3 protein-coding genes are annotated in these 14,021 nt (G+C 65.2%); 2 read left to right on the top strand and 1 reads right to left on the bottom strand.

Going from position 1 to position 14,021, the window contains the following annotated elements; translation table 11 throughout:
• Positions 1–117: 117 nt before the first annotated feature.
• Positions 118–5,598, bottom strand: a complete 5,481-nt coding sequence (locus NKJ93_RS15195) for an alpha-2-macroglobulin family protein (RefSeq protein WP_352589945.1) — start codon at positions 5,596–5,598, stop codon at positions 118–120.
• Positions 5,599–5,871: 273 nt separating this feature from the next.
• On the opposite strand from NKJ93_RS15195, the gene NKJ93_RS15200 reads away from it, so the two are divergent.
• Complete coding sequence (locus NKJ93_RS15200) at positions 5,872–7,800, top strand: autotransporter assembly complex protein TamA (protein ID WP_352589948.1); 1,929 nt, start codon at positions 5,872–5,874, stop codon at positions 7,798–7,800.
• Positions 7,800–13,850, top strand: a complete 6,051-nt coding sequence (locus NKJ93_RS15205; RefSeq protein ID WP_352589951.1) for a translocation/assembly module TamB domain-containing protein — start codon at positions 7,800–7,802, stop codon at positions 13,848–13,850. Before NKJ93_RS15200 ends, NKJ93_RS15205 begins: the two co-directional genes overlap by 1 nt.
• Positions 13,851–14,021: the final 171 nt, after the last annotated feature.

Here is a 14,021-nt window from a genome sequence, read left to right on the forward strand (position 1 = left end):
TGGCCGCAACGCTGGCGACCCCCTCTCCCCGTCCTTCACGGGGAGAGGGTAAGGGTGAGGGGCGGCGCGGCATCACGTCGTTACCTGCAGTCAACCGGTCTGCGTCCCTCTCCATCGTTACGGCGCCTTGACCTCCATCATGCCGGTGGCGGTGCGGGCCGAATATTGCGGCCGGTACATGTCCTCGATCGTTGCCGCCGGGTGGGCGTAGATGCCCGGCGTCACCGCGCGCACGACGTAGGCGAGCGTGATGTTGCGGTCGCCGTCGCCGTCGTTCGGATTGAAGGCCGCGACGAAACGGTCGTTGCGGAATTCGAGATGGGCAGCATCGGTCTGCGCCAGCCAGGAGAAGTTCGTCAATTGGGCGCTGGAGACCAGGCCCGGATTGTCGATCTCGAAGCCGGCCGGCAACAGGTCGGTGATCAGCAGCCGCGAAGGCCAGGTGTTCTGCTCGTAAACCTTGAGCACGACGACATAGCGTTCGTTCTGCTTGACCTCCGTCACGTTGGCCTCTGTGCCGTCGAGCTTGTAGTAGGTACGGCTGATGGTAAAGCCGTTGCCGCCGGCCGGCAGAGGCTGGATCGGCGAGGCCACGGTGGTGACGACCGCCTGCAGCGGATTTCTGCCGGTGTTGACGATGGTCAGCGGACTGTCGGCCAGTTCGCCACCGGCGATCTGGTCCGAATAGCCGCCGGCATGCGGTGCGCCGTTGACGGTCAGCGCGATCGAATCATTGCCGGCCTTCAGCGCGCGGGCCGCCAGCAGCATCCAGGACTCGTCCTGGGTGCTGGTCCACCTGGCGTCGGCGCGTTCCCTGGTCACCAGCTGGATCAGCGCCGGCACGATGGTCGGCACCGGCTTGCTTTCCGCGGCAAGCGCCAGGATCGCCGCACCGTCACGCAGCGGCGAGCCATAGTCGGACCGGTAATAGTCATATTCCGGCGTCGACTTGGCCAGTTGCAACGCGGCCTGGAAGGTTGCCTCCGAGCGCTGCGTGTCACCGTAGAGCGCGAGAGAGGCCGCCAGTTGGGCGACGGCCATCGGGCTGGTAAAGGCTTCGAGCTGGGTGTCGGCGTAATAACGCAGATCGCCGACCGAGGCCTTCTTGTTGCGGGCAAGCACATAGAGCGCATAAGCGATCTCACTGCCGCGATCCTGGACGTCCTGGTCGTAGCCGATCGCGTTCTGCAGATTGCTCAGCGCTTGGTTCATCGCCAGGGCCGGCACGTCGTATTTCTGCTCGCGCGCCCGGGTCAGGAAATCGGTGACATAGGCGTCGAGCCACAGATCGCCGGAACCCGGACCCCACAGACCGAAGCTGCCGGCCGAGGCCTGGTAGCTCAGCACCTTGTAGATGGCGTCCTGGACGCGGCCATGCAGATCGGGGTCGCTGGCCATGCCGATGCCGGAAGCCATCTCGTTGACGTATAGAAGCGGCATGGCACGGCTGGTGGTCTGCTCAGCGCAACCATAGGGATAGCGGTCGAGCGTCATCAGCAGCGACGGCACATCGAAGGCAGCTGACTGCGAAACGCCGACGCTCACCGAAGCGCCATCGAGCAGGCTTGCCGCCAACAGTTCCTTGTCGACGCGCAGCGCGCCGCCATTGCCCTTGAGGTCGACGACCATGCGGGTGGTCACCGGCAGTTGCGCCGGGCGCACCGGCACATAGAGCGTCTGCTCGACGGCGGTGCCATCGGCATGCGCAAGCTTGATGGTGATCGAGGCGTTGCCCGCGGTCTGCGCAATCAACGGCACGGTCAGTGTCTGCCGCTTGCCTTTGGCCAGCGTCAGCTTTTCAGGCAAGGCGGCACTGCCGGTAGACAGGTCGCCCGTCGTGTCGATGGTCAGCTTGTAGTCGCCAGCGGGGCCATCGGTGTCGGCGACGTCGAGCCGCATGACGGCGGAATCGCCGGGCGCCAGGAAGCGCGGCAGGCCGGCGGTGATCACCACCGGATCGCGCACGATGACGTCTGACTGGGCATGGCCGACCGCTTCCTTGGTCCAGGCGACGGCCATGACGCGCACGGTGCCGTTGAACTGTGGTATGTCGAAGTCGATCCGCGCCTTGCCGTCGGCGTCGAGCTGGACCGGGCCGGAGAAGAAGGCGACCAGCTTTTCGGTCGGCGGACTGCCTTGCGACTGCATGTTGGCGCCATCGCCGCCAGTGCGCAGCTTGCCGGTCGTGCCCAGCGAGCCGTCGATCAGCCGGCCATAGATGTCGCGAACCTCGAGACCGAGCATGCGCTGGCCGAAGAACCAGTTCTCCGGATCCGGTACCTTGTAGTTGGTCAGGTTGAGGATGCCGACGTCGACGGCCGCGACCATGACATAGGCGTTGGTGCCGGGCTGCACGCCGGCGACGGCGACCGGGATCGACAGCTGCTGGCGCGGCATGGTCTTGTCCGGCGGCGCCAAGCTGACGGCAAGCTTCCGCGAGCCGGGATCGAGCTTCAGCCATTTGACGCCGATGGCGCGCGCCGGCATGCGCGTCTCTTGCGCATCGCCCGGCCTGAACAGCGTTGCCGTGACGTAGGCGCCGGCACCCCAATCGTCGCCGACCGGGATGTCGACGGTGCTGCCGCCGGCCGGCACGCTGGCGGTGACCGTCCTCAAGAGCTTGTCGGCGCCGATGGTGACGAGCAATTCGCCGGCAAAGTGCGGCGACACTTTGAGCTTGGCTACTTCGCCCGCCGCATAGGTGTCCTTGTCGAGCGCTATCTCGAGCCCGTCAGGCGTTTCGGTGGTCGTCGAGCTGACATACCAGCCGGCGTCGAACTCATAGCTGGTCGCCGGGCCTTCCGGATCGGCTGTCTCGATATCGAGCCGGTAGCGGCCCCAGTCGACCGGCAGCGACATGGTAGCCTCGCCATCGGCGCTCAGGTCGACCTGGCCGTTGGCCACCGCCTTGGTGAAGATGACCGGCTCATAGTTCCAGGAATTGCTCGAGCGGTACCACTGGTAGCTGCGCTCGACCTTGACCAGCGACCACTGCGCACCCTTGAGCGCCTCACGCTTGCCGTCGGGGTCGACGGCGATCAGGCTGAACTTGGCCGTGCCGCCTTGCGGCACCTCGTCGCCGTCGAAATCGGGGCGGATGCCGATCATGTGGCCCTGCGGGCGGATGCCGATATTCAGCGAGCGCTCGATCGCACGGCCGCCGGTCTCGCGCAACCGGACCGTGACCTTGGCATCGACCAGCTTGGTGGTGGATGGCAATTGATCGACGGAAACCGGGAAGGTCGCCTTGCCGTCGTCGCCGACCACCGGCAGGCCGGTGAAGGGCGTCACCGTTGGTTCGGCCGACTGTTCGTCGGCCAGACCGAAGGAATAGCCTTTGAAGCGGTCCCAGTCGCGGGCGGTCGACAGCGTCAATTCGCCTTCGAGCGCGAGGCCCGCGGCCGGCGCGCCATAGAGAAAGCGGCCGTCGACGGTGATGTTGGCGGTCTCGCCCTGGGCGATCTCCTGCTTGTCGGCGGACAGGTCGAACTCGATGCGATCCGGGACGAAGTCCTCGACCAGGAACATCTGGCTGGCAACCGCCGCCTGCTTGGGATCGGTGTGGATCGCCACTGTCCAGGTGCCGCGCATGGCGTTGGGTTCCAGCGGCAGGTCGACGGCGTGGCCGCCGGCCGATGCTCCGTCGCTGACGATGCGGCGGTCCTCGACGCCGTCGGGCCGCGAGAAGATGAAGGTGAGCGGCAGGTTCTCGACCGCCTTGGCGGCACTGTCGCGGGCAAGAGCCGAGACGTGGACGTCCTCGCCGGCGCGGTAGATGCCGCGCTCGGTCCAGGCATAGACGTCGAGCGCGCCCGGCGCCGCACGTCCGGCGACGCCGCGGTCGGACAGGTCGAACCCGGCGCGGCCCATATCGAGGAAGACGAAGTCGTCGTCGCCCTGCTTGGCCATCAGCACCGCCGGTGCCATGCCGCTGTCGCCGCGCGTCAGGCCGGGATTGAACACCGCCCGCCCTTCCGCGTCGGTGGTCGCGGTGCCAAGGATCTCGTTGTTCCTGGCCAGCAGCGTCAGCTCGGCGTGGGCAATCGGCTTGGCGGTTGCGAGCGAACGGGCAAAGACGTTCAGCCCATCCTGTCCGGTATAGGTCGACAGGCCGATGTCGGAGACGACGAACCATTGCGTGGCGTGCGAATCATAGTCGTCGCTGCGATCGTTGACGGCTTGTGCGGTCAGCACATAGACGCCGGGCTTGCGCTTCGGCAACGCCTCGTCGATGGGGAAGGAGGTGGTGACTTCCTTGTTGAGGTCGTTGGCGATGTCGAGCTGGCCTTGCCAGACCGGCTCGCCCATCTGTTCGGAGATGTTCGAAATGTCGTAGCCGTCAAGTTGGCGCAGGAACTGATACCCCGACAGAAGCTGGGCCAGCGAGCGGTCGCCGATGCGGAAGAGCTTCATTTCGGCGGCATTCATGTTGACGGTGACGACCGGTATGCCGCGGCGTGCGCCGGCGGGCAGCACGAAGCTGTCGCCGGTGAAGCGGGCCGAAGGCGCGCGGTCCTGCACGTAGATCGACAGTACCACCGGTGCCGCGGTGACCTCGCCAATGGCGGCCGGCAGGCCGGCGCGGAAGGTCACGTCATAATGCTGGCCGTGCTCGAGCCCTTCGACGCAGATCTGCTTGTCCTTGGCTTCGACGCCCTTGGGAGCGGCGTTGTCGACGGTGACGAACTGGGAATAATCGACGCCGGTCTTGACCAACTCCTCGGAGAACTGCGCGCAGATACGCGGCGCGCTGGTGTCGGCATCGACGGTATGATCGATGACGCGGAAGCCCTTGCGGGCCTTGAGATCCTGATAGGCGGCCCTGACCGCCGGCGAATTGACCAAAGCGAGGCTCGCCTCGTAGGCCTGCAGGGCCGGCCTGTAGAGGTCGCGGCGGTCAAGGCCGTCGCCGAGCAGCGCCAGCACGTCGGCGCGCGTCTTGGTGGTGCGCAGCAATTTGTAGGCGTTGAAGGCGGCGGAAGTGGCGTTCGCCGGTAGGGTCGACGGCTCCGAACTGTTGGCGGTCGGATGGACGGCAAGGGTTTCGCGCGCCAGCTCGAGCCAGAGCTGGCCATCGTCCGGCAGCACCGAAACCGCCGCTTCGTATTTGTGCATGGCCGAGCGATGATCGCCCGTCAGCGCCGACTGTTCGGCGGCGGCCCTCAGCGCCGTCAGCCCCTCTGTCGGCTTGGTGTAGGTCGGGCCGGTGAGCTTGTTGCGGTATTGCTGGGCCTGGTCGGCCATCCAGTTGGGGAAGAAGGCGAGTTCGGGTGGCGCGCCGATGTCGGGATCGCCATCGATGTTGACGACCTTGCCGGCGACGGCGCCGCCGAAGGGTTTCAACGAGTTGTAATCGGATTTAAGGAAGCACCATTTGGCCTTGAGGTTGTAGGTGAAGGCACGGCAGGCCGGGTCGCCGAGGCAGGTGGTCTTGCACTGATCGAGGCTGACATTCTGGTCGGATCTGAGATCGAAACCAAAATAGTCGGAATTATCCGATGTCACCACCCGCCGGGCTTCGGCCGCTTGCGCGACACCGCTCCAGGCGAAAAAGAGAAGGAAAAGAATCGATAGACCACGAGCCGCGCGCATTGCCATAAACCCCTCCAGACAAGTGCTTACGTCCAGAAATCTTCAAGCTTCAGTCGCGCTTGTCAACATCAGGACGCGGCAGGATCCGCCTGCCAACGGTTTGCTTTCCGGTCGGTGACCGGTAGTAGCTCCATAGGACAGGGGATCACGCTTTCTTGCGGCGACGCAGAAGGTGTGAGTTCCAAGCCCTGTCTATTTCAGCAATTGGATTGTGGCCCCTTTACGAGTGCTTCAGAACTTCATTCCAATTTTAGGTTTGCGAGCTAGGCTAGGAGCATAATGCCGGCGTATGAAAGGCAGATGTCGGGAGGAACCGCGCCACAGCGCGCGCTTTCGCGCGCCCTGCTTTTCGCTTTGTTGTGCTCGACGGCACTTGTTGCCGAAACCGGAAGTGCGGCAGCCTTCGAGATTTTCGGCATCAAGCTCTGGGGGTCGTCAAAGGACGAAGATGCCGACATCGTCGACCCACTGCGCTATGCCGTGACGATAGAAGCGCCCGACGCCGACGAGGATCTCGCCGAGAAGCTCGAAAACGCCTCGGCGCTGAAAGCCGACGAGGAACACCCGGTATCAGGTTCGCTGGGTCTTTTGGCCAAGGCGCGCAGCGACCGTGAGCAACTTGTCGCCGCGCTCTACGCGGACGCGCGCTACGAGGGTGTCGTCACCATCACTATTCAGGGCAAGCCGCTCGACGATCTGCCGCCCGATGCCGAGTTTTCCGGCCCGCAGCCGATTCCGGTGGTGATAAGCATAGCAGCCGGGCCGAAATTCACGCTTGGCAACATCAGACTGAAAGGCGATGCAGCGGGGCTGGCAAGTGCCGATTTCGGCCTGATCGCCGGCGGTGACGCCGGTTCGGGCGCCGTGCTCAAGGCCGAGGCGGCGATCGTGCGGGCACTCAAGCAAGAAGGCAGGCCGTTGGCCAAGGTAACGGGCCGCGAGATCGTCGCCGAGCACGCCGGGTCGACGCTCGACGTGACGCTCACCGTCGCGGCCGGGCCGGTCGCCGGCTATGGCGACACCACTGTCGAGGGCACCGAAAAGGTCGACCGCGACTTCACCGAATATATGACCGGCCTGAAGCGCGGCCGCCAATATTCGCCCGATGAGATCGACGATGCGCGCGACCGGCTGCTCGGGCTCGAGGTCTTCAACAGCGTGACGGTGAAGGAAGCCGACGCCCTCGACGTCGAGGGCAACATCCCGATCGGTGTCCAGGTAAGCGAACGTAAGCCGCGCTATTTCGGCATTGGCGGCAGCTTCTCAAACACCGAAGGGCTGGGCCTCGAGGGCTATTGGGGCCACCGCAATCTGTTTGGCCGCGCCGAAAAGCTGCGCATCGACGGCAAGATCAGCGGCATCGGCAGCAACGACTTGACCCAGCTCAATTACAATGCCGGCGTCATGTTCGAAAAGCCGGGCGTGGTCGGGCCGGCGTCGAAATTCATTGCCAGTGTCAACACCGTGCTGGAGCACCCCGACGCCTACGACCATTTCTCGGTCAAGGGCAGCACCGGCCTGTCCTACGAACTCGACAAGAAGCAGACGGTTTCCGCGCAAGTCGCGCTCGACTATTCCAGGATCCACGACGCTTTCGGCAAACACACCTATCTGATCGCCAGCATTCCGCTGCAATATGTCTACGATAATCGCGACAGCAAGCTCAATCCGACCAGGGGCTTCAGGGTGCTGGCCTATGCCGAGCCGAGCTACGACATTTTGAGCGGGGCTGCGTTCGTCAAGCTGAAAGGCGAGGGGTCGGCCTACCAGTTGCTCGATTCGGCCTCGAAATTCGTTTTTGCCGAACGTGTCGCCATCGGCTCGATCATCGGCGCCGGTCTTCAGGATGTTCCGGCCGACCGGCGCTTCTACTCCGGCGGCGGCGGCTCGGTGCGCGGCTATGCCTATCAGGGCATCGGCCCGAAGGACAGCAATGGAGAGCCGATCGGCGGGCTTTCCTTCTTCGAGACCTCTGTCGAGATGCGCATCGCCGTCACCGACAAGATCGGCGTCGTGCCGTTCGTCGATGCCGGCACGGTGTCGACCAGGCAGGTCCCCGATTTTTCGGACATGAAGGTCGGCGCGGGTGTAGGCTTGCGCTATCTGACGGCGTTCGGGCCGCTGCGCATCGACGCGGCAGTGCCGCTCAACCGCGGCCCCGACGATCCTCATTTCGGCATTTATGCCGGCATCGGCCAGGCATTCTGATGGCAATATTCAGGCGCATCCTCCGTATCCTTTTCTACACGCTGCTCATCGTCGTGGCAGCGGCGGTGGGGGCGCTCATCGTGCTGACCAAAACCGAGGGCGGCCGCGAAAACCTTGCCGGCATCATCTCGACCTTGGCCTCGAGCGGCGATCGCAAGGTCACTGTCGTCGGCATCGACGGCATCTGGTCGGGAGCGCTGAGGGTCGATCATGTCGTTCTGGAGGATCGCGAAGGCGCCTGGATGGTGGCGCGCAAGGTGGCAGTCGACTGGTCGCCTCTGGCACTCCTGTCGAAGAGCTTCAGCGCCGATCGCATTGGGGCCGAGCGCATCGAGCTGGCACGGCTGCCGGTGGCCAGCACGCAGCCGAGCCAAAGCGGAGCGGCGACGCTGCCGGTTTCCATCGACGTCAAGCAACTCGACCTTCCCGAAGTCGCGCTCGGGCAGGCTCTGGCCGGCAGCGGCGTCGCCGAACTTGCAGCCAAGGGAGCGCTCAAGGCGGACGCCTCGCCATTGGCGATCGAGAGCAGCCTCAACATCGTTCGCCATGACGGCAAGCAAGGCACGGTCGACGCCAAAGCCCATTTCGCGCCGGCTGACAACAAGCTCGACTTAGACCTCAAGGCATCCGAGCCGGCCGGCGGCATCATCGCCAACCTGCTCAAGCTGCCGGGCGCGCCGCCAGTCGACATTGTCGTTTCCGGCACAGGACCGCTCGCCAACTGGAATGGTATTGGGACTTTCGTTGTCGACGGCCGGATCGTCACCCAACTCACCGGTCGCCATCAGCTCACCGATAAGGGCCATTATGTCGAGGCCAACGGCGATGGCGAATTCGAGCGCTTCCTGCCCGAAACCCTGAAACCGCTGTTTGCCGGCAAGACCACCTTCGACCTTGCCGGCACAGCGACCGCGGCCGGCGGCGTCGATGTCGAGCGCGCCAATATCGACAGCGGCGCCGTGCACGCGACCGCCGCCGGCATTGTCGATCCGAACGGCGTCAGCGATCTTTCTGTGAAACTCGCCGCGAAAGGACCGCCGATCGTGCTTAGCCTCGGCAGCGAGGCACAGCCGATAACCGTGGCGATCAAGGACGCCACGGTCCGCGCTTTCGGCGATGGCAAGGCGCCGATGGTGGATATCGGCGCGTCGCTGGTCTCCGTGGTGGCGGGCGGCACGCGGGTGGACGACCTGATCGGGCAAGTGCATTCTGATGGCTTCGACATCCAGAACCGTAGCGGGCCCGTCACCATCAAGCTGACGGCGGCCGGCCTGAACACCGACGTTGCGACATTGGCGCCGCTGATAACGGGAAGGGTCAGCGCCGGTCTCGCCGGCTCGGTCAGCAAGGAACAGGTCGTTGTCGACCAAGGCACGCTGCGCAGCGACGCGCTCAATGCGTCCGTGACGGCCACTGTGGCGCTGGCCGATCTGTCGATGACGCTCAAGATGAATGCCGACGCGGCTTCGGCGGCGCTGCCGCCGCAGATCAGCTCGGTTCTCGGCGAGCGTGTGCAGTTTTCCGCAACCGCGACACGCGACCCGGACGGTGCGTTCGCCGCCAACGCATTGCAGCTCACCTCCGGTACGCTTAGTGCCAGCGGCACCGCCAGTGCGCAAGGCACCGATATCCGGGCCGATATCAAGGGCACGCTCGGCGACGTGTCGGTACTGTCGCCGCTGGTCGGCGCGAAGGTCGGCGGCGCCGTCGGTTTCGCGCTGACGGCAAGCGGCGCGCGCAGCGCACCGGATTTCTCGGTTTCGGCCAACAGCGACAGCCTGACGGCGTCCGGCCATGCGGTGAAGCAGATCAAGTTGAGCGCGAGCGGCAAGGCCGACATTGCCAGCCCTGCCGCCGATGTCTCGCTGACCGGCTCGGTCGACGACCAGCCGCTCGACCTCAAGGCATCGCTGGTCACCACCGACGGCAAGCGCTCCATCAATGGACTTGCCGTCTCACTGGCCGACAACAAGGTCTCCGGCGACCTCGGGCTCGACGACAACCTGCTGCCGCTCGGCACGTTGAACCTCGATGCCGCGGATATTGCTCCGCTGGCCAGACTTGCCGGCCAAACGGTAGCCGGCGACGTGCGTGGCACGATCCGTTTCGCGAATGACAATGGTGCGCCGACGGTCGCGATCGATGCGACGAGCGCCGCGATTTCGCGCGGCGAACTGGCGGCGAAGACAATCGCCGTCAACGCTCTGGTCGCCAATTATCTCAAAGCCCCGGCGATCTCCGGCAAGATCAAGGCCGACACGATCACCTCCGGAACCACGGTGATCAGCGGCATCGACGTCGACCTGAAGCGCGATGGCGACTGGACCGGCTTTAGCGGCGGCGCCACGGTCGCCGGCATTCCGGCCAGCGCGGCCGGGCGGGTCAGGGTTGCGAACGGCATCACCAGCATCGAGCTTGCCTCCGGCGAGGCGACCATCCGCGGCATCAAGGCAGCGGTCGCGCAGCCATCGGCGCTGACAATCGCCAATGGCATGGTGAGCATAGAGAAACTGGCGCTCGGTGTCGGCGGTGGTTCGGTTGCCGTGTCGGGTACGGCTGGCCAGACGCTCGATCTCGCTGCCACCTTGTCGGCGGTGCCGGCAGCACTTGCCAATGATTTTTCACCGGGCCTCGATGCCGCGGGCACGCTCAGCGGCACCGCGCAAGTCACGGGATCGTCGGCTGCCCCAGACATTCGCTTCAACGCCCGGCTCAGCGGCGGCGAAACCAGCCAGACCCGGCGGGCCGGGCTCGGGCCGCTCAATCTCGATGCGGCTGGCCGTTTCTCGTCGGCCAGCGGCGTCGCCATCGAGCATGCGACGCTTGCCGGCGAGAAAATCTCCGGCAAGGCAGCCGGCACCATCAATCCGAACGGTGCCAGCGATTTCTCGCTCGACCTCGCATCCACCGGCCCGAGCCTGCCGCTTTCGCTCGGCAGCAAGGAGAGCCCGATCAAGCTCGAGCTGCAGACGCTGTCGCTAAAGGCGGCCGGGCAGGGCACCCAGCCGAAGCTCGACATCTCCGCGACGCTGCCATCGGCCGCCACCAATCTAGCTAAGATCGAGGGCATCACGCTTGCGCTGCACTCCGACCGCTTCGACGTGAAAGCCCGGAGCGGGCCGATCTTCGGCTCGGTGACCGCCGGAAAAATCGGCCTCGACAATCCGACCGTCGCGCCGCTGATCGCCGGCAAGGTCACTGCCAAAGTCGCCGGCAGCCTTGCCGCCGACGCTGTCATCATCGATAGCGGCACCGTGACCAGCGACGCGTTGAACAGCGGCTTCAACGGGCGGGTCTCGCTGGCCGACGGCGCCATCGATCTAAATCTCAAGGCGGATGCCGCGTCGGCGGCGCTGCCAGTAGCGGCGCGTGGCATGCTCGCCGAGCGGACGCAACTCAGTGCCGCGCTGAAGCGGGACGCCAACGGCAATGTCACCGCCAACGCGATCAGGCTGTCATCAGGCGCGCTGACCGCAGACGGGCGGGCGAGCCTTGCCGATAACAAGCTGAGCGCCGACGTCAAAGGCGCGCTGGGCGACGTCTCGCTGCTATCCAAGGATGCCAAAGGCGCTATTTCTTTCGCGCTGAATGCGCAAGGCGCCAGCACCGCGCCGGATCTGTCGCTGACTGTCAACAGCGATAGGCTTTCGGTGGCGGCGCGTGAGATCACCGGACTGAAGCTCACCGCCACCGGCAAGGCTGATGCCGCCAACCCGGCGGCGAATGTACAACTCACCGGAAATGTCGCGGGCCAGTCGCTGCAGGGTAGTGCCGTGCTGGCGACATCGGACGGCAAACGCGCCATCAACGGGCTTTTGCTGTCGCTGGGCAAGAACCGTATTTCCGGCGACCTGGCGCTCGACGATGCCTTCGTGCCGGTCGGTACGGTAGCACTGGACCTGCCCGATATCGGTCCGCTTGCTGCCCTGGCACTGGAAAAGGCCGATGGCGATGTGCGCGGCACGATCGCCTTCTCCAGGGCTGGCGCCGTGCCGCAGGTCGCCATCAAGGCGACGACGGGCTCGATCTCGCGCGGCGATGTCTCGGCCAAGGCCGTGACCATCGATGCGCTGATCGCCAACTACCTGGCGGCACCGGTGATCTCCGGAAAAATCCGTGCCGACAGCGTCACTTCCGGCGGCACGGTTATCCGTGGTGTCGACGTCGATCTCAAGCGCGACGGCGAATGGACCGGTTTCTCCGGTGGCGCCACCGTGAAGGATATTCCGCTGAAGGCCGGCGGCCGGGTCAGGGCGGTCAAGGGCACGACGACGGTCGAACTTGCCTCCGGCGAGGCGACCATTCGCGGCATCAAGGCGGCTATCGCCCAGGCCTCGACCATCAACATCGCCAATGGAGTGATCAGCCTCGACAGGCTGGTGCTCAACCTCGGCGGCGGAACGGCGACGGTCACGGGCACGGCTGGGCAGGCGCTCGACCTCAACGCGACGCTGGCCCGCGTCCCGATCTCGATGGCCAACAGTTTTTCGCCTGGCCTCGATGCCGCCGGCTCCGTCTCGGGCACGGTGAAGGTGACGGGCGCGCCGGCCAATCCGGCCGTCGCCTTCAAGATCGACGCCGCAGGCGTTCAGACGTCGCAGACCCGCGGTGCAGGTTTCGGCGGCATGGGCGTTTCGTCTTCAGGTACGTATTCGGGCAACAGACTGACCTTCGACGCCAACATGAGCGATGCCGCCGGCCTTGGCCTCAAGGGCGGCGGCACGATGACGACATCAGGCGCGCCCACCCTTGATCTCAACTTTTCCGGCAAGGTGCCGTTCGCCTTCCTCACCAGGACACTCGCCGCGCAAGGCCTGTCCTTGAGCGGCACGGCCGACGTCGATGTGCAGGTGCGCGGCCCGGCGACGTCGCCGGTGATCTCAGGCACGGTCCGTACGTCAGGCGCCCGCCTGGTCGACGCGCGCTCGGGGCTTGCGATCAACGACATCACCGCCGATGTCGCTATCGGTGGTGGCGTGGCCAGGATCAACCGCCTGACCGGCACGCTGTCGACGCGTGGCAGCCTTTCGGCCAGCGGCACCGTCGGCATCGATCCGGCTAAGGGTTTCCCAGCCGACCTGTCGGTCAAACTGGTCGACGGCCGTTATACCGACGGCAAGGTGGTCACTGCTAACCTCGGCGGCGACCTGACCATCAAGGGACCGCTCACCTCCGGGCCGGTGATTTCCGGTACCGTCAACCTGGCCAAGACCGTCATCACCGTACCCGAAAAGCTGCCCGGCTCGCTGGCCGAGCTCAACGTCAAGCACAAGAATGCGCCGGCAGCCGTGCGTGCGCAGGACAAGGCGTTGCGCCCGGCCGCTGCAAGCAGCGGTGGCGGCGGCAGTGGCCTCAACCTCGACGTCACGATCAATGCGCCGAGCCAGATCTTCATCCAGGGCAGGGGCGTCGACGCCGAGCTCGGCGGTTCGCTGCGGCTGACCGGTCCGGCATCGTCACCCCAGGCGGTCGGCACCTTCACCTTGCGGCGCGGGCGGCTGACGATCCTTGCCAAGCGGCTGACCTTCACCGAAGGCACGGTCGGCTTCTCGGGCTCTCTGGTGCCCTACCTCAACCTTACGGCGCAATCCAAGACAACCAGCGCCACCGTGACCATCGTGGTGTCGGGCGAGGCGACCAACCCGAAATTCACCTTCTCCTCGGTACCCGCGCTGCCGGAGGACGAGGTGCTGGCGCAGCTGATCTTCGGCCGTTCGATGTCGAACCTGTCGCCGCTGCAGATCGCGCAGCTTGCCGAGGCTGCCGGACAACTGGCCGGCGTCGGCGGCTCGACCTCCCTGCTGCAGAACCTGCGCAGCGCGATCGGCGTCGACGATCTCGACGTAATCACCGACGAAGAGGGCGGCACCGCCGTCTCGGCGGGCAAGTATCTCAACGACCGCACTTACGTGACGATCCAGAAGGGCGATAGGCCCGGCTCGGGCAAGGCAACCGTCGATCTCGACGTCGGGCGCGGCGTCAAGCTGCGTGGTGAGGCAACCGACGCCGGCGAAGCCAAAGGCGGTGTTTTCTATGAACGGGAATATTGAAACGGCTGTTCGCGCAGAACAGTTGGTTGCCCGAAGAACGAGCGGCGCAGCAGCAAATGTCCCGGTTTAATTGTCCGTGGAGATTTCGCGCGAAATCCCTGGCGCAGTAGCAAATTTGCGCCAAGACTGTCGTTATCGCGCGAACCGCCCTGCTTTCAAAGTTGCACATTC

This window comes from Mesorhizobium sp. M0028, from assembly GCF_040323855.1.
GTDB lineage: Bacteria > Pseudomonadota > Alphaproteobacteria > Rhizobiales > Rhizobiaceae > Mesorhizobium.

What these genes read in the sequence shown, in the direction of transcription:
- NKJ93_RS15200 (WP_352589948.1), top strand. Translation starts at nt 5,872, where the DNA reads ATGCCGGCGTATGAAAGGCAGATGTCGGGAGGAACCGCGCCACAGCGC.
- NKJ93_RS15205 (WP_352589951.1), top strand. Translation starts at nt 7,800, where the DNA reads ATGGCAATATTCAGGCGCATCCTCCGTATCCTTTTCTACACGCTGCTC.
- NKJ93_RS15195 (WP_352589945.1), bottom strand. Translation starts at nt 5,598, where the DNA reads ATGGCAATGCGCGCGGCTCGTGGTCTATCGATTCTTTTCCTTCTCTTT.